12 protein-coding genes and 3 pseudogenes are annotated in these 15,424 nt (G+C 39.8%); 9 read left to right on the forward strand and 6 right to left on the reverse strand.

Features of this window, described 5'->3' with window-relative positions; genetic code table 11:
- Positions 1-3 precede the first annotated feature (3 nt).
- A complete protein-coding gene (gene dapC / locus R2H34_RS10395) occupies positions 4-1,173 on the forward strand; it encodes a succinyldiaminopimelate transaminase (RefSeq protein WP_087540779.1) in 1,170 nt (389 codons plus the stop codon).
- Positions 1,174-1,228: 55 nt separating this feature from the next.
- On the opposite strand, the pseudogene R2H34_RS10400 reads toward dapC, so the two are convergent.
- A pseudogene (locus tag R2H34_RS10400) lies at positions 1,229-1,444 on the reverse strand (LysE family translocator); the annotation flags it as partial.
- 85 nt (positions 1,445-1,529) lie between these two features.
- On the opposite strand from R2H34_RS10400, the gene tnpA reads away from it, so the two are divergent.
- The 3 genes from tnpA (at position 1,530) to tnpC (ending at position 3,924) form a co-directional block, all read left to right on the forward strand.
- Positions 1,530-1,913, forward strand: a complete 384-nt coding sequence (tnpA, locus tag R2H34_RS10405; protein WP_004684363.1) for an IS66-like element accessory protein TnpA — start codon at positions 1,530-1,532, stop codon at positions 1,911-1,913.
- Positions 1,910-2,245, forward strand: coding sequence for an IS66 family insertion sequence element accessory protein TnpB (gene tnpB / locus R2H34_RS10410; protein WP_318342261.1), 336 nt, complete (start codon positions 1,910-1,912; stop codon positions 2,243-2,245). Before tnpA ends, tnpB begins: the two co-directional genes overlap by 4 nt.
- A gap of 74 nt (positions 2,246-2,319) precedes the next feature.
- Positions 2,320-3,924 carry an IS66 family transposase gene (gene tnpC, locus R2H34_RS10415; RefSeq protein ID WP_004684361.1) on the forward strand — a complete coding sequence of 535 codons (1,605 nt, stop codon included), beginning with the start codon at positions 2,320-2,322 and terminating at the stop codon, positions 3,922-3,924.
- Positions 3,925-3,952: 28 nt separating this feature from the next.
- Here tnpC and R2H34_RS10420 read toward each other — a convergent pair.
- Positions 3,953-4,219: pseudogene (locus R2H34_RS10420) on the reverse strand (LysE family transporter); the annotation flags it as partial.
- Between the two features lie 155 nt (positions 4,220-4,374).
- Here R2H34_RS10420 and R2H34_RS10425 point away from each other — a divergent pair.
- Positions 4,375-4,827: an Lrp/AsnC family transcriptional regulator gene (locus tag R2H34_RS10425; protein WP_004962624.1), complete on the forward strand. Its 453-nt coding sequence runs from the start codon at positions 4,375-4,377 to the stop codon at positions 4,825-4,827.
- Between the two features lie 75 nt (positions 4,828-4,902).
- On the opposite strand, the gene R2H34_RS10430 is transcribed toward R2H34_RS10425, so the two are convergent.
- Entirely contained in the window at positions 4,903-5,580 is a 678-nt protein-coding gene (locus R2H34_RS10430) for an IS1595-like element ISAju1 family transposase (protein WP_108565305.1), read from the reverse strand.
- A 137-nt stretch (positions 5,581-5,717) separates the two neighbouring features.
- Between R2H34_RS10430 and R2H34_RS10435 the strand changes: the two genes are divergently transcribed.
- Entirely contained in the window at positions 5,718-6,908 is a 1,191-nt protein-coding gene (locus R2H34_RS10435; protein WP_087540884.1) for an efflux RND transporter periplasmic adaptor subunit, read from the forward strand.
- A 1-nt stretch (position 6,909) separates the two neighbouring features.
- On the forward strand, positions 6,910-10,059 hold the full coding sequence (locus R2H34_RS10440) for an efflux RND transporter permease subunit (RefSeq protein WP_039048236.1): 3,150 nt from the start codon (positions 6,910-6,912) through the stop codon (positions 10,057-10,059).
- Positions 10,060-10,115: 56 nt separating this feature from the next.
- Here the strand turns inward: R2H34_RS10440 and R2H34_RS10445 are convergent, their stop codons facing one another.
- Positions 10,116-10,604, reverse strand: a complete 489-nt coding sequence (locus R2H34_RS10445; RefSeq protein ID WP_004954840.1) for a glutathione peroxidase — start codon at positions 10,602-10,604, stop codon at positions 10,116-10,118.
- A complete protein-coding gene (gene msrB, locus R2H34_RS10450; protein ID WP_039048235.1) occupies positions 10,601-11,020 on the reverse strand; it encodes a peptide-methionine (R)-S-oxide reductase MsrB in 420 nt (139 codons plus the stop codon). The genes R2H34_RS10445 and msrB overlap by 4 nt, the downstream gene beginning before the upstream one ends.
- A gap of 240 nt (positions 11,021-11,260) precedes the next feature.
- On the opposite strand from msrB, the gene R2H34_RS10455 reads away from it, so the two are divergent.
- Entirely contained in the window at positions 11,261-12,691 is a 1,431-nt protein-coding gene (locus tag R2H34_RS10455; RefSeq protein ID WP_075696621.1) for a pyridoxal phosphate-dependent aminotransferase, read from the forward strand.
- Positions 12,692-12,731: 40 nt separating this feature from the next.
- Here the strand turns inward: R2H34_RS10455 and R2H34_RS10460 are convergent, their stop codons facing one another.
- The gene (locus R2H34_RS10460) at positions 12,732-13,634 is read right to left on the reverse strand and encodes an SEL1-like repeat protein (protein WP_039048233.1); all 903 of its coding nucleotides are present in this window, start codon (positions 13,632-13,634) and stop codon (positions 12,732-12,734) included.
- A 553-nt stretch (positions 13,635-14,187) separates the two neighbouring features.
- On the opposite strand from R2H34_RS10460, the pseudogene R2H34_RS10465 reads away from it, so the two are divergent.
- Positions 14,188-15,255 (forward strand): annotated as a pseudogene (locus R2H34_RS10465) (type II asparaginase).
- Positions 15,256-15,424 lie beyond the last annotated feature (169 nt).

Consider the following 15,424-nt stretch of genomic DNA (forward strand, 5'->3'; position numbering starts at 1 on the left):
TAAATGAACTCTAGCTTGTCTTTATTGCATCCGTATCCTTTTGAAAAGTTAAATCAACTTTTTAAAAATGTGCAACCAGCCAATTTACCTTTGATTCCATTGTCTATTGGTGAACCGAAACATCCTGCACCTGAGTTCGTTAAACAAGCAATTATTGAAAACTTTGCACATTTATCAACCTATCCAAACAGTAAGGGCTTACCTGAGCTGCGCCAAAGTATTGCACAATGGCTTACAAATCGCTTTTCACTGAATCAAATCAGTGCAGAAGAACATATTTTGCCTGTTTCTGGCACACGTGAAGGAATCTTTTCTTTTGTACAAGCTTTAATTAAAAGAGAAGATGCACCTTATATTGTGATGCCAAACCCTTTTTATCAGATTTATGAGGGTGCTGCGTTACTTGCTGGTGCAAAACCATATTTCATCAACTGTACAGAAGAAAATGGTTATTTAGGCGATTTTGATGCTGTACCTGCAGAAGTTTGGGAAAAAACAGCTTTATTGTTTGTATGTACACCAGGAAATCCAACTGGAACCGTACTCTCAAAAGAACAATTTAAGAAGCTAATCGCACTGTCTGATCAATATGGTTTTGTTATTGCTTCTGATGAATGTTATTCAGAACTTTGGTTTGACCAAGCACCAATTGGCCTTTTAGAAGTCTGCGCTGAAATTGGACGTGATGACTATAAGAATTGCATCGTATTTCATTCACTTTCAAAACGTTCAAACCTTCCAGGTATGCGTTCTGGTTTCGTTGCAGGCGACGCAGCATTATTAAAACCTTATTTACAGTATCGTACCTATCATGGCGCAGCAATGCCTGTTCAACATCAGCTTGCATCTATTTCAGCATGGAATGATGAAGCACATGTGGAAGAAAACCGCCAACAATATCGTGCGAAATTTGAATTATTCCAAAGCGAACTTGGTCATTTATTACCACTACAAAAGCCAGATGCTGGATTCTACTATTGGTTAAAAGTTGACAATGATGAAACTTTTGCTCAAATGCTTATGGAAAAAGCACATATCAAAGTTCTTCCAGGTCGCTATTTATCTCGTGATACTGAACAAGGCAATCCAGGCGAAGGTCACGTGCGCATGGCTCTAGTTGCTGATCTCGCTCAATGTGAAGAAGTGGTTAAACGCTTAAAAGCAATTCTTTAAATACAATGAGTTCGGAATCTGTAAGTGATTTCTATTACAGATTCCGAAATAAAACTTAAACCTGACCAATAATTAGAATTGTGGCTATCAAAACCATCAACGTACCTGAAATTCGACTTACCACCCTAACCGCATAGGGTCTAGTACTTAATAGTTTCTTTGCTGCCAATCCAACCAATACATAAACAATCGCGCAACTAATTAAATGAATAATACCTAAAGAAAGGATCTGAGCTGTAGCTGAAAACTGCAAGTTTGGGTGAATAAATGGTAAGCGTCCGCTGAACACACCTTATGAATTCGTCCTATAAGCCTTAATTTAGTCCTGACTTAAAAACAAGTGGGAACTTAAATTTATGACTACAAATAACCAGACATCCATCGCATCTCTTACGATAAAACGAAGAACATATAGTGCTGAATTTAAACAGCAGATCGTTCAGGCGTGTAAAGCATCGGAGGTTTCAATTGCTTCGGTCGCTTTGCAACATGGATTGAATACAAATCTTGTATCCAAATGGATTCGCTTAATTGATGCTAAGCCAGGGAATGATCGCTCACTACTACCGAATAAACCTGCATTTATTACCTTATCTTGCTCCGCACCATTAGATCCTATCCCTACTGGCATGTTAACGGTTCAAATTACTTTACCCCACTCAAAAGCAGAAATTGGCTTGAAATGGCAAGTATCAGAAATATCTGCTTTAGCAGAATTACTCAAGGCACTTACAACATGATCCGTATCGATGAAATCTGGTTGTCTACTCAGCCCATGGACATGCGTGCAGGTATGGATACGGCCATGGCTCAGGTGGTGAGAGCCTTTGGCTACATCAAACCGCATTGTGCTTACCTGTTCTGTAATAAACGTGGCCATCACATGAAAGTGCTGGTACATGATGGACTGGGCATCTGGCTGTGTGCCCGGCGGTTGGAACAGGGAAAATTTCACTGGGCTAAAGTTCACCAGGGTGAAAGCGTAGCCCTCAGCCCAGAACAGTTACAGGCACTGATCCAGGGTTTGCCTTGGCAGCGCATTGGACGACAGCAGGTGGTGACGATGCTCTAAACTAGCTTGGTCCATTCTGCTATTCTCCAAACGTTCTATTTCCTCTGCGTCATGACCTCAGGCATACTGCGGTCATGAATACGCTGCCTGATTTAAGCCAACTGACCCATGAACAACTGCTGGAATTTACCCGGCAGTTGGCAATGCAGCATCAGTCTTTGGCACAATCAAATCAAGAATTAGAAAAATCAAACCAGCAATTGGATGCCAAAGTTCAACATCTTTCCATTCTCACGCAAAAATACGAGCATGAGCTCGCACTATTTAAACAGCACAAATTTGGCAGTAAAAACGAACATCTCACCGCAAAACAAATCCATCTGTGGGATGAAGCGGTCGAAGAAGATATTGCCGCTGTTGATCTGGAACTGGAACGGCTGAATGCAGATAAAACTGATGCAGCGACACACAAAGCCACAGTCAACAAACCTAAACGTCGACTGCTGCCCGATCATCTACACACCATCCGTATCGAGCATGAACCAACATCAACCCAATGTGCTTGTGGCTGCACCTTGCGTCGTATCGGCGAAGATATCAGTGAAAAACTACATTTCAGACCGGCACAGTTCTATAAGGAACAGCATGTGCGTGGCAAATGGGTCTGTGATCAGTGTGACACCCTGACTCAGCAAGCGATGCCTGCCTATGTGATTGATAAAGGCATTGCTTCACCTGAACTGCTCAGCCATGTGCTGGTATCGAAGTATGCCGATCATTTACCGCTGTACCGTCAACGTCTGATCTATCAGCGGGCGGGAATCGAGCTTTCTAGATCAACGTTATCTGACTGGATAGGTCGCTGCGGTGTGGAACTGGAACCTCTGGCCAATGCCTTAAAACAGGTGGTGCTGCAACAGCGGGTGATCCATGCCGATGAAACGCCGGTCACCATCATGCGGATGGGTGATGATGAGAAAAAACCGAAGAAAGGTTATGTCTGGGCCTATGCCACTACACAGTACAATCCAGTTCAAGCGGTGATCTATGACTTTCAGGATAGCCGTTCAGGTCAGCATGCAGAAGAGTTCCTGAATGGCTGGCAGGGCCATCTGGTCTGTGATGATTACAGTGGTTATAAAGCACGCTTTAAATCAGGCGATGTCATAGAGGTGGGCTGCATGGCGCATGCACGTCGTAAATTCCATGAGCTACATGTGACCGGGAAAAGTCAGATCGCTGAACAGGCATTACTGATGATTCAGAAACTGTATGCGATAGAAGCAGAACTCAGGAAAAAGACCGATGGTACAGCAGAACACCGCCGCGAATACCGACAACAGCACAGCCAACCGGTGATGCAACAACTGTGTGAATGGCTCAACCAACATTATCTGACGGTGCCATCGAGTTCTCCAACCGCCAAGGCCATCAATTACAGTCTGAAGCGTTGGCCAGCCTTAAGCCGCTATCTGGATGATGGCAATCTACCCATTGACAATAACTGGGCAGAGAACTCAATGCGTCCCTGGGCATTGGGCCGTAAGAACTGGTTGTTTGCAGGTTCGCTGCGCAGTGGACAGCGAGCGGCAAATATCATGACTTTAATCCAGTCAGCAAAGCTGAATGGGTTGGATCCGTATGCCTATCTCAGTGATGTGCTGAAAAGGCTGCCGACGCATAAAGCGACCCAAATAGAAGAATTACTACCACATCGCTGGAAATCCAACTCAAATTAAAAAATAGGCATGGGGTTCAGCGGACGCTTACCAAGCTTATTCCCATCCACAGTAAATAACATGCGCCAACAATCGTTAAAGATGTCAATAAAATTGGATAATGACTAACTAAAGCACCTACTCCAGCCGCAACACACAAAATCGCTAAAAAATGCCCCAGTACAAGCCCTGAAACAGCTGTAACAATAAACTTCCCTTTTATTCCCGCCAATATTGCATACGCCCAGTCAGCACCAGGTGTTAAAACAAACAAGATTGAAACACACCAAAAGGCAATAATTACATTTAAATCCATATCCATAACTCTATTTATTTCAATACACTACGATTGAAATGAATTTTTATTTCAACCATGTGTTGAAAAATCTATTGGAGAGAATATGCTTAAATGGTTAAAATGTTTTCCTAATTAATTTCTTTTATTTCTATTTATTCAGGAGATTCTTCTAAATGGATCGCACAGATAAGAAAATTCTTGCTGAATTACAAAAAAATGGGCGACTATCTATCACAGAACTCGCTGAAAAAGTAGGTCTAAGCTTGTCTCCTTGCCATCGTAGAGTAAAGGCTCTGGAAGAATCAGGTGTAATCAAAGGCTATCATGCGGATTTGGAAGCATCTCAAATTGGATTTAATTTCTCAGCTATCATTTTTGTGACACTTAAAGATGGAGATAAAAGCGCACTATCTCAATTTGAAGAAAAAGTCAGTGAAATAGCCAACGTTATTCAAGCACAACGTCTGTTTGGTAATCCTGATTATCTTCTCCATGTGGTTGCCAAAGATCTAGCTAGTTTTCAAAAACTCTATGATGATAGTTTATCGGCATTACCAAATGTGCAACGACTCACATCAACAATTGTGATGAAAAATGTGGTGATCAACCGCTTATTACCTCTTTAAATATTCATAATATGTAGCCGCTTTCTATTCATTTGTCTCCCGACATATAGTGCATTTAAAAGGGGGATTAGGAAGTTAAAGAGGATTGTTACGGAGTAATTTAAGCAAATCGAGATATAAATTACCGTTCCGATGATTGAAGCGATACTCCGTTTCTTTAAGATGCAAATAAAACATCTTTTTGTCAATTCCATTAAACTTGACGAGTCGCTTTTTAGCATATCCCCAGAATGATTCTATGCCGTTAATAAGACGCTCCCCGCATGCAAATTCGTTGTCCCCATGATTCACTCTTAAATGTTTGTCAAAACCAATATCAACTAAACCATCATAGCCTCTCCATCCATCTGTATTGATCACAGAATCAAGCTCTATATGCCCTCGAATAATACCCTGTAGCGTAGCTTTGGAGCAATCAGGCACAATTTCTGTGTATACGTTTCCATCTCTTTTGAGTAGTCCAAATACAATGGTTTTTCCTGATGCACCACGTCCACGTTTTCCTCGAATACGACGAGCACCAAAGTAGGATTCATCAAGTTCAACGATACCGTTGAAAGGAGATATTTCCTCACATTGAGCCGCAATCTTTTTACGCAACCTGATGTAAATTGTATTGATGGAACGTACAGAAATATTGGTGAGTTTAGCTGTATCTGAAGCAGTTAAATCCATGGCAAAAAAGCGAATGATCTGTCTGAATTTTGCCTCTGTGATTCTTGAACGGGAATAGTATCTATTTTTTGCTTTCATATAAGGAAGTTACCATACTTTTTGATATGCTTAACTTCCTAAGCCCCTTAAAAGCTATTCATCTGTCTATTAACTATTGACCATCTGTTGAAATGTTCGTCTATACTTAGGCATCAAAATTTGGTGACTATGGAAAGATGGCTCTTCAAACTTCACAAAATACAAAGAAAAAGGTTTGGTTGATTGCTGCAATCATTATTGTACTTATGACTGTTGCATTTTTTATGTGGAAAACGAGTTCAAGTAAAAACTCAGATACAGATGATAAGCAAAAAAATGCTCAAACAAACACTCAAAAAGCTGCACTGACCGTAACAGTAGTTTCACCAGAACAACAAAACTGGAAACAAGTTTTTACTGCGAATGGAAATATTGCAGCTTGGCAAGAAGTTGTAATTAGCAGTGAGCTATCTGGACAGAGATTGACACGCGTGAATGTAAATGTCGGTGATGAAGTAAAACGTGGTCAAATTTTAGCTGAAATTAATAGTGAAACTATTCGTGCTGATTTAGCGGCAGCAAAAGCAAGCTATGCAGAAGCTCAAGCTGTCTTGGCTGATGCAATTACCAATAATAAGCGCATTCAGCAGTTAAAAAATACTGGTGCTATTTCAGCTCAAGAATCAACACAATATCAAACATCACAAGCAACAGCTCAAGCACGTTTAGATGCAGCAAAAGCACAAATTGAAAGTAATCAACTGCGCTTAGCCCAAACACAAGTCGTTTCTCCTGACAACGGTGTCATTTCTGCTAGAACTGCAACCGTTGGCTCTTTAGCACAAACAGGTCAAGAATTATTCCGCTTGATTAGAGATCATCGCTTGGAGTGGAGAGCTGAAGTTACAACAACAGATTTATACAAACTTCAACAAGGTATGACTGCTCACGTTATTTCACCTGATCCTTCACAACCCAAAGTGACAGGTCAAGTTAGAATGATTGCACCAGTAATTGATCCTCAAACACGTTATGGTTTGGTATATGTTGATTTGCCAACAACTCAAGCAATTCGTATGGGAATGTTTGTAAAGGGAGAGTTTGATCTAGGTGAAAAAACAGCGATCACCATTCCTCAGACCGCTCTACTGCTACGTGATGGATTTTCCTATGTTTTTGTACTTGATCAAAACAACCGTGTAACACAGAAAAAAGTAACAACAGGACGTCGACAAAATGATCGAGTTGAAATCTTAGACCTCCCGTTAAATGTAAAAGTGGTTTCTTCTGGTACAGGTTTCTTGACTGATGGTGATTTAGTGAATGTTGCGCAAGCAATTCCTGAAACGCCACTTACTCAAAAACTTGTGAAATCGCAGGAGAAATAAAATGAATTTCTCAGCGTGGTCAATCCGAAATCCAATTCCAGGAATTCTTTTATTCATCATGCTTGGATTGGCAGGTCTGTTGTGTTTTCACTGGATGAAAATACAACAATTTCCCGATATTGAATTACCGATGGTGACTGTTTCCGCCGCATTACCAGGTGCAGCTCCACCACAGTTAGAAACAGAAGTTGCTCGAAAAATTGAAAACTCAATTGCAACGCTACAAGGTCTGAGAAATCAGTACACCAACATTCAAGATGGTGTTGTGACAGTCACAGCAGAATTTCAGCTGGAAAAGCCACTACAAGAAGCTGTTGATGACGTGCGTAATGCTGTTTCACAAGTACGTTCAGACCTACCTGCTGATTTAAGAGACCCGATTGTTAGTAAAATTAATCTATCTGGTTCACCTATCCTCACCTATACCATCCAATCCCCTAAAATGGATGAAGAAGCTCTTTCGTGGTTCGTGGATTACGATATTGCTCGTGCTATGTTACAGGTTAAAGGTGTGGGTGCTGTTGCACGTGTTGGTGGTGTCACCCGCCAAGTTGAAGTCGAACTCGATCCTGAAAAATTATTGGCACTCAATGCGACTGCAACTGATATCACTCGCCAGCTTCGTTTGGTTCAACAAGATGCTTCAGGTGGACAAACCAAGATTGGTGGCAGTGAACAATCCATTCGTACGATTGCAACTGTAAAAACAGCTGCTGAAATTGGTGCCATGGATATCGCTTTAAGTGATGGTCGACATATCAGACTTGATCAAGTGGCTACAATTCGAGATGGAATAGCGGAACGACGTTCTGCAGCATTACTGAATGGACAGCCAGTAATCGGTTTTGAGATCACACGAAGTAAAGGTGCAAGTGAAGTTGATGTTGAAAAAGGCGTTATTGAAGCATTAGATAAGCTTAAGGCATCTCACCCAGATATCAAAATCACAGAAGCCTTTAACTTCGTTAAGCCTGTTGCTGACAACTATAAAGGTTCCATGTCACTACTTTATGAAGGTGCAATTCTTGCAATTTTAGTGGTTTGGCTATTTCTACGCGATTGGCGAGCTACGATTATTGCAGCAACTGCTTTACCTCTTTCTATTTTGCCTGCTTTAATCGGCATGTATTATTTTGGATTTACCTTAAACACCGTAACACTACTCGCTATGTCACTCGTCGTGGGTATCTTGGTGGATGATGCAATTGTTGAAATTGAAAATATCATTCGGCATCTACGGATGGGTAAAACACCTTATGAAGCTGCTATGGAAGCAGCCGATGAGATTGGACTAGCTGTTATTGCAACTACATTTACATTGATTGCTGTATTCCTTCCCACCGCATTCATGAGCGGCATCGCAGGAAAATTCTTTGTTCAATTTGGATGGACAGCAGCGCTAGCGATATTTGCCTCGCTTTTAGTCGCTCGATTATTAACACCTATGATGTCAGCTTATATTCTGAAGCCTTGGATTGGTAAAGTTGAAAACACGGCAGAAAACTCAGATGCAGATAGATTAAATGATCAAGGGACATCAAAACTCGCACGTGACCGAGAAAAAGATGGTCGTGTTATGCGTGGCTATATGCGTTTAGTAACGTGGTGTCTACATCATCGTTGGGTTACGCTTGGTGGTGCTATTCTGTTTTTCATCGGCTCCATTATGCTGATTCCGCTTCTGCCTACAGGTTTTGTTCCACCACCTGACACAGGACAAACTCAAGTAAGATTAGAACTCACTCCAGGCTCACAATTCGCAGACACCTTAAAAACTGCCGAATACGCACGAAATCTTATTAAAGATCATCCAGAAATCAAAAGCATCTATACAACCATCGGCGGTGGTGCAGCAGGTTCAGATCCTTTTTCTGGTGGTGCATCCAGTGAGCCTCGAAAAGCAACTCTGACAATCCAAACCTCAGAGCGCTCAGATCGTAGTTTAAGTTTGCAAGAAATCGAAAGTGAAATACGTCAACTACTCGCTCCTTTACCCGGTGCTCGTATTCAAGTCGGTATCGCAGGGAACAATAGCCAATATCAACTCGCCTTATCAGGTGATGACCCTGAAGCTCTTATTTCAACAGCACGTAAGCTGGAACGCGAATTACGCACAATTCCAAACATCGGCAGTATTACTTCCAGTGCAGCACTCATTCGTCCAGAATTGGTTATCCGCCCAGATTTTGCTAAAGCAGCTGATCTTGGGGTTACAACTTTTGATATCGCAGAAACACTGAGAATTGCCACTGCAGGTGATTTCGACCAAAACCTAGCAAAATTAAATTTATCGCAACGACAAGTTCCTGTCGTGATCAAACTTCCGCTTTCTGCACGTCAAGATCAGGAATTAATTAAACGCTTAATGATCAAAGGAAGTCATGGTCCAGTAATGTTAGGCACAATTGCTGATGTCAATATTGAAAGCGGTCCATCACAAATCGATCGTTTCAATCGCCTGCGTAATATTAATTTTAATATTGAGTTGAATAACCAACCGCTTGGTGATGTAGCAGCAAAAGTTGATCAATTACCAACGATGAAAAACTTACCACCTACCGTGAAACGTACCAATATTGGTGATGCTGAGGTAATGCAGGAGCTTTTCTCAAGCTTTGGATTGGCAATGCTCACAGGGGTACTATGTATCTATGTCGTTTTAGTGCTCTTATTCAAAGACTTCTTACAACCTATTACTATTTTGGTCGCATTACCATTGTCTTTGGGCGGTGCATTTGTATTGTTGCTTTTGGCAAAAAGCAGCTTTTCAATGCCAAGTTTGATTGGACTAATTATGCTGATGGGGATTGCAAGTAAGAACTCTATTCTTTTAGTCGATTACGCGATCATCGCAAGAAAAGAGAAAGATTATTCACGATTTAATGCTTTGCTTGATGCCTGTCATAAACGTGCACGCCCGATTATTATGACAACCCTTGCTATGGGTGCAGGTATGCTACCTATCGCTTTGGGTATCGGAACAGATCCAAGCTTCCGTGCACCAATGGCAATTTCAGTAATTGGTGGTTTAATCACGAGCACTTTCTTATCTTTATTGGTTATTCCAGTGGTGTATACCTTTATTGATGATATTAATCGCAAGCTGCATAGCTTTAGAAAAACCAAAGATCAAGCGGTTGAACAGCTTTGATCTGTATGTGAAAAAGACGGTCTTATGACCGTCTTTTTTTAATACTTATATTATTGTTACTTTTTCGCCAAAGCTTTCTCAATATCAGCTTCTAAAGCTTCAGGTTTAGTAGTCGGTGCATAACGCCCCAGAACTTCACCATTACGACCAACCAAGAACTTTGTGAAGTTCCATTTGATATTTTGACTACCCAAAATACCTTTTGCCTCACGTGTCAAAAATCTAAAAATAACGTGTGCTTCCGGCCCTTTCACATCAACCTTTGCAAACATTGGAAAAGTTACACCATAGTTCCTTTGACAAAAATTTCCAATTTCCTTATTTGTCCCTGGATCTTGCCCTCCAAATTGATTGCAAGGAAACCCTAAAATTTCTAATCCTTGAGATTTATATTTTTCGTAAAGCTTCTCAAGTCCTGCAAATTGCGGAGTGAAACCGCATTTACTTGCGGTGTTCACAATCAGCATGACCTTGCCTTTATAATCAGCGAGCGCCTTTGTTTCTCCCTCTAACAATTCAGCTTCAAACTGATAAATGTTACTCATGGATACGTTTCCTCGTCATTCTTTTCTTCTGTTTTAAGTTGTAATGATGCCGAATTCACGCAATAACGCAGTCCTGTCGGCTGTGGACCATCCTCAAACACATGGCCCAAATGTGCATCGCAATCATGGCAGACAATTTCTGTTCTGACCATATCATGTGATATGTCTTCGTGCTCTTCTATTGCACTATTATCAATCGGTCGATAGAAACTTGGCCAGCCCGAACCACTGTCGTATTTCGTTTCTGAAGAAAACAACTCAGCACCACAGCAACGACATACATAAATGCCATGTTGTTTGCTATTCCAATATTGACCTGTAAATGCGGGTTCTGTGCCTTTTTTACGAGTGATACGATATTCTTCTGGTGACAACTCTCTTTGCCATTCTCGATCTGTTTTATTCACTTTTCCCATAGCCAGCACCTATTATTTTGTTGTAAAAAATATCTTGATGATCATGCTTTATATTTACGCCATTCAAAAAAAAAACTCTAGTCTTTCAATGTGTAATTTATCGTAATTTAAGCACTTATATTAAAATAGCAAATAGTAAGCAAAATATTTTTACACAAGTAAGCAATTTTCATTTAAAACACCTTTCAAGTAAGCAGTCATAGTGGTATTCTTGTTCAGCGCGGTTGTATTGGACAAAAAATGTCACAGAAAAAAAGTGTGGTTTTTAAAAATCTATTACCAACCATCAGACAGTATCAACAATCTGGTTTTACGCATGAAAAAATTGTTGAATTACTGAGAGATCAACATGATCTTGATCTGGTTACAGTTGAAACATTTAAAAGTTATCTATATCGATATGCAAAAGTGAATCCCGCTATGCCTAAAAATACTGCTACACCCCACTCAGCTCAAATGCCTCGACAAATCAAAAAGTCTTCAAAGCTTGAGCATGTATGTTATGACATTCGTGGACCAGTATTACGCGCCGCCAATGAAATGGAGGAGCAAGGGCATAAAATTATTAAGCTAAATATTGGCAACCCTGCACCTTTTGGTTTTGAAGCACCACAAGAAATTATTAATGACGTAGCATTAAACCTACCGAATGCAATTGGATATACAGACTCAAAGGGGATTTTCCCTGCTCGTAAAGCCATTTGTCAGTACTATCAGCAAAAAGGCGTCTTTGACATGCATGTCAACGATGTCTATGTAGGTAATGGTGTTTCAGAATTAATCGTAATGGCAATGCAAGGTTTGCTAGATGATGGCGATGAAATGCTTGTTCCAATGCCAGACTATCCTTTATGGACAGCTGCGGTAAATCTGTCAGGCGGCACAGCGATCCACTATAAGTGTGATGAAGAAAATTATTGGTATCCAGATCTCGCAGATATGGAAAGCAAAATTACACCAAATACTCGTGGTATTGTTGTAATTAATCCAAACAACCCAACTGGTTCTGTTTACCCTAGACACGTTTTAGAACAGATCGTTGCTTTAGCGAAGAAATACGATCTCATTTTATTTGCAGATGAAATCTACGACAAAATCGTTTATGACGGAATTGAACACGTTGCTCTAGCAGCATTAGCTGGTGATCAATTGTGTATTTCATTTAATGGTTTGTCTAAAGCATACCGAATCGCAGGTTATCGTGCTGGGTGGATGGCGATTACAGGTGACAAGGCACGAGCTGCTGATTATATCGAAGGTTTAGATATGCTAGCGTCAATGCGCTTGTGTTCAAACCATCAAGCTCAGTATGCGATTCAAACAGCATTAGGCGGCTATCAATCAATTAATGACTTGATTCGTCCTGGTGGTCGTTTATATGAACAACGCAATATTGCATGGGAAATGTTAAATGAAATTCCAGGTGTAAGTTGTGTGAAACCTGATGGGGCGATGTATTGTTTCCCTAAACTTGATCCTGAGATTTATCCAGTTGAAGATGATGAAAAGCTCATGCTTGATTTACTGAAAGCTGAAAAAGTACTTTTAGTACAAGGCACAGGATTTAACTGGCCAACACCAGACCACTTCCGTGTTGTATTTTTACCAGCTGAAAATGAATTACGTGAAGCAATCAATCGTTTAAGCCGTTTCTTGGCAAAAATGCGCTAAGCATCTAAAAAAATCCCCCTATCTAAAGGGGGATTTTTTATTAGTATTCTGAACTTTGAGTTTCATCCCACTGAGCTTCGTATTCTTTTGATTTTTTTAGATCTTGTTTCAGACCAAAACCACCTTTTTCATAGATACGAGCTAAATCCAACAAACACTCGTTCTCACCCTGATCAACTGCAAGCTCGTAATATTCAGCCGCTTTTTTATAGTTTTTTACGACGCCTTTGCCTTCTTCATATATATAAGCAATATTTGATGACCCCAAACCGTTATCTGCCTCAGAAGCAAGGGTAAACAATCTTAGCGCTTCTTTATAATCCTGCTTTATACCACCCTTACCTTCTAGATAGAAAATCCCAAGATTATTGATCGCTGTTGGCTCATCTTGTTTTACCGCTAGCTGATAATAATGGAGAGCCTTTTTGAAATCCTGAGTGACTCCATCACTCCCATCATTATATAAGTGACCTAATTCAGCCTGAGCTAAATCTAATCCTCCATCAGCAGATTTAGTCATCCACTCCAAGCCTTTTTTACTATTCACCCCAACTCCTTCATCTCCATACAAATAGAGAAAACCAAGGTAGTATTGAGCATAAAGTTGCCCCTTTTGTGCAGCTTGAGTGTACCACTTCAATGCAGTTGGATTATCTTCTTCTGTTCCCTCACCATAGTCGTACATGTAACCGACCGAAAAAAGTGCATCTGCATTTCCTTTCGCAGCTGACTTTTTGAACCACTCTAAAGCCTTACCAAAATCTTGATCAACATCATTTCCGTAGTAATAAGCATCACCTAAATTATTTTGTGCTTCAGCATTACCTGATTTTGCCTGCTCTACGAGTTCTTGGCTAAACGGAACATCTTCGGCATAAACAGTACTCGAAATAGTGACACTGCTACTTAATAGTATTGAAAGAACAATATTCTTTAATTTCATTATAAATTTCTCATGGATAAATTTTTTATTGGTCTCTATTTTAACGTCAAAAACATCCAAGTAAACTTAAATTTAAATTTACCAATTAGATGAAATAAACCCATCTTTTAAAAGCTCACTATATCCGTAGCACTTTGAGGTGAATGATTCAGAACAAGTTTTTTCACCACCTAATATCACATGAAAAATAAAATAATGGGAAATGGATAAATGTGTTAAAAAATATCAATGTTTGCTTTTTGCCATAGCACAAGTATTGAAAATTATGGTTCTTACAATACGACTAAAGCATAAAGTCCTCATATGAAAAATAAAAAATTGACCATTTGATCATAAATACCTTATGAAATTCATGATTTTCACACCTTAAAATAGCAATTAAATATTATAAATTTAAAACCCAACTTCTCATTGTTTCGACATAAATTAGATGTAGTCGAAAAAAATATAATGCCAATGATTTTGATCCATAAAAATTTGAATAATATTCCAGTGTCATATCGTGTGTAGACATAGCACATCTATGGAAAATTAAAATACAGGATTGTGATTAATGATTACTAAAACGGTTAAATCATTTGGATTAGCTTTAACACTGATTGCTTCATCAGTTGCGTTACATGCGAAAAACAATGTCGTAGTTGTAGCAACAGGCGGAACAATTGCTGGTGCGGGTGCAAGTTCAACGAACAGTGCGACATATACCGCAGCCAAAGTTCCAGTCGATGGTTTAATTAATGCTGTTCCTCAAATCAAAGATCTAGCAAATGTAAGTGGTATTCAAGCCCTTTAAATCGCTTCTGAAAATATCACTGACAAAGAGTTACTCTCCCTTGCCCGCCAAGTCAATGATTTAGTTAAAAAACCATCTGTAAATGGCGTTGTGATTACTCACGGTTCCGATACGCTAGAAGAAACGGCATTCTTTCTAAATCTAGTTATTCACACTGAAAAACCTATCGTTCTTGTTGGTTTTATGCGTCCATCAACTGCTCTTTCAGCAGATGGCCCACACAACCTTTATAGTGCCGTTGCAATCGCTGCATCTGGCGAAGCAAAAAATAAAGGTGTTTTCATTGTGATGAATGATTCAATTTTTGCTGCGCGTGATGCAACCAAAGGGATTAACATTCATACCAATGCATTTATAAGCCAATGGGGCGCATTAGGTACAATCGTTGAGGGCAAACCTTATTGGTTCAGAAATAGTATCAAACGTCATACTAACAACTCTGAATTTAATATTGAAAACATCAAAGGTGATCAACTTCCATTGGTTCAAATCGCATATGGTTCAGGTTCAATGACACAAGAAGCTTATCTTGCTTATGCAAAAGCTGGAACGAAAGCGATTATTCATGCAGGAACAGGGAATGGTTTGGTAGCAAAATATCTTGTTCCGACATTGAAGCAACTACATGATGAACAAGGCATTCAAATTGTCCGTTCATCTCGCGTAGGCCAAGGTTTTGTATTACGAAATGCAGAACAACCTGATGATCAATACGGTTGGGTGGCTGGACATGATCTAAACCCACAAAAAGCTCGTATTTTGACTGCTTTAGCACTGACAAAAACTAATGATGCAAAAGAAATTCAGCGAATCTTTTGGCAATACTAATTGCTAAGCTGAAATCCAAATCGATGTTAATCAATTGATCTGATTAGCATCGTTTTTTTATTTATTCTTGGTTAGATCATTCCGAACAGCATTCTATTGCAAAAATATTAGACAACTGTCCTAAACAGAGCGTGTTAGAATATTCTTCAATCGCGTTTAGGATAGATTT

Source organism: Acinetobacter sp. 16, assembly GCF_033439925.1.
Lineage (GTDB): Bacteria > Pseudomonadota > Gammaproteobacteria > Pseudomonadales > Moraxellaceae > Acinetobacter > Acinetobacter junii.

Coding starts and splice junctions, on each gene's coding strand:
- tnpB (WP_318342261.1), top strand. CDS start 1,910: ATGATCCGTATCGATGAAATCTGGTTGTCTACTCAGCCCATGGACATG.
- R2H34_RS10445 (WP_004954840.1), bottom strand. CDS start 10,604: ATGAGTAACATTTATCAGTTTGAAGCTGAATTGTTAGAGGGAGAAACA.
- R2H34_RS10430 (WP_108565305.1), bottom strand. CDS start 5,580: ATGAAAGCAAAAAATAGATACTATTCCCGTTCAAGAATCACAGAGGCA.
- dapC (WP_087540779.1), top strand. CDS start 4: ATGAACTCTAGCTTGTCTTTATTGCATCCGTATCCTTTTGAAAAGTTA.
- R2H34_RS10435 (WP_087540884.1), top strand. CDS start 5,718: ATGGCTCTTCAAACTTCACAAAATACAAAGAAAAAGGTTTGGTTGATT.
- R2H34_RS10460 (WP_039048233.1), bottom strand. CDS start 13,634: ATGAAATTAAAGAATATTGTTCTTTCAATACTATTAAGTAGCAGTGTC.
- R2H34_RS10425 (WP_004962624.1), top strand. CDS start 4,375: ATGGATCGCACAGATAAGAAAATTCTTGCTGAATTACAAAAAAATGGG.
- tnpC (WP_004684361.1), top strand. CDS start 2,320: ATGAATACGCTGCCTGATTTAAGCCAACTGACCCATGAACAACTGCTG.
- msrB (WP_039048235.1), bottom strand. CDS start 11,020: ATGGGAAAAGTGAATAAAACAGATCGAGAATGGCAAAGAGAGTTGTCA.
- tnpA (WP_004684363.1), top strand. CDS start 1,530: ATGACTACAAATAACCAGACATCCATCGCATCTCTTACGATAAAACGA.
- R2H34_RS10455 (WP_075696621.1), top strand. CDS start 11,261: ATGTCACAGAAAAAAAGTGTGGTTTTTAAAAATCTATTACCAACCATC.
- R2H34_RS10440 (WP_039048236.1), top strand. CDS start 6,910: ATGAATTTCTCAGCGTGGTCAATCCGAAATCCAATTCCAGGAATTCTT.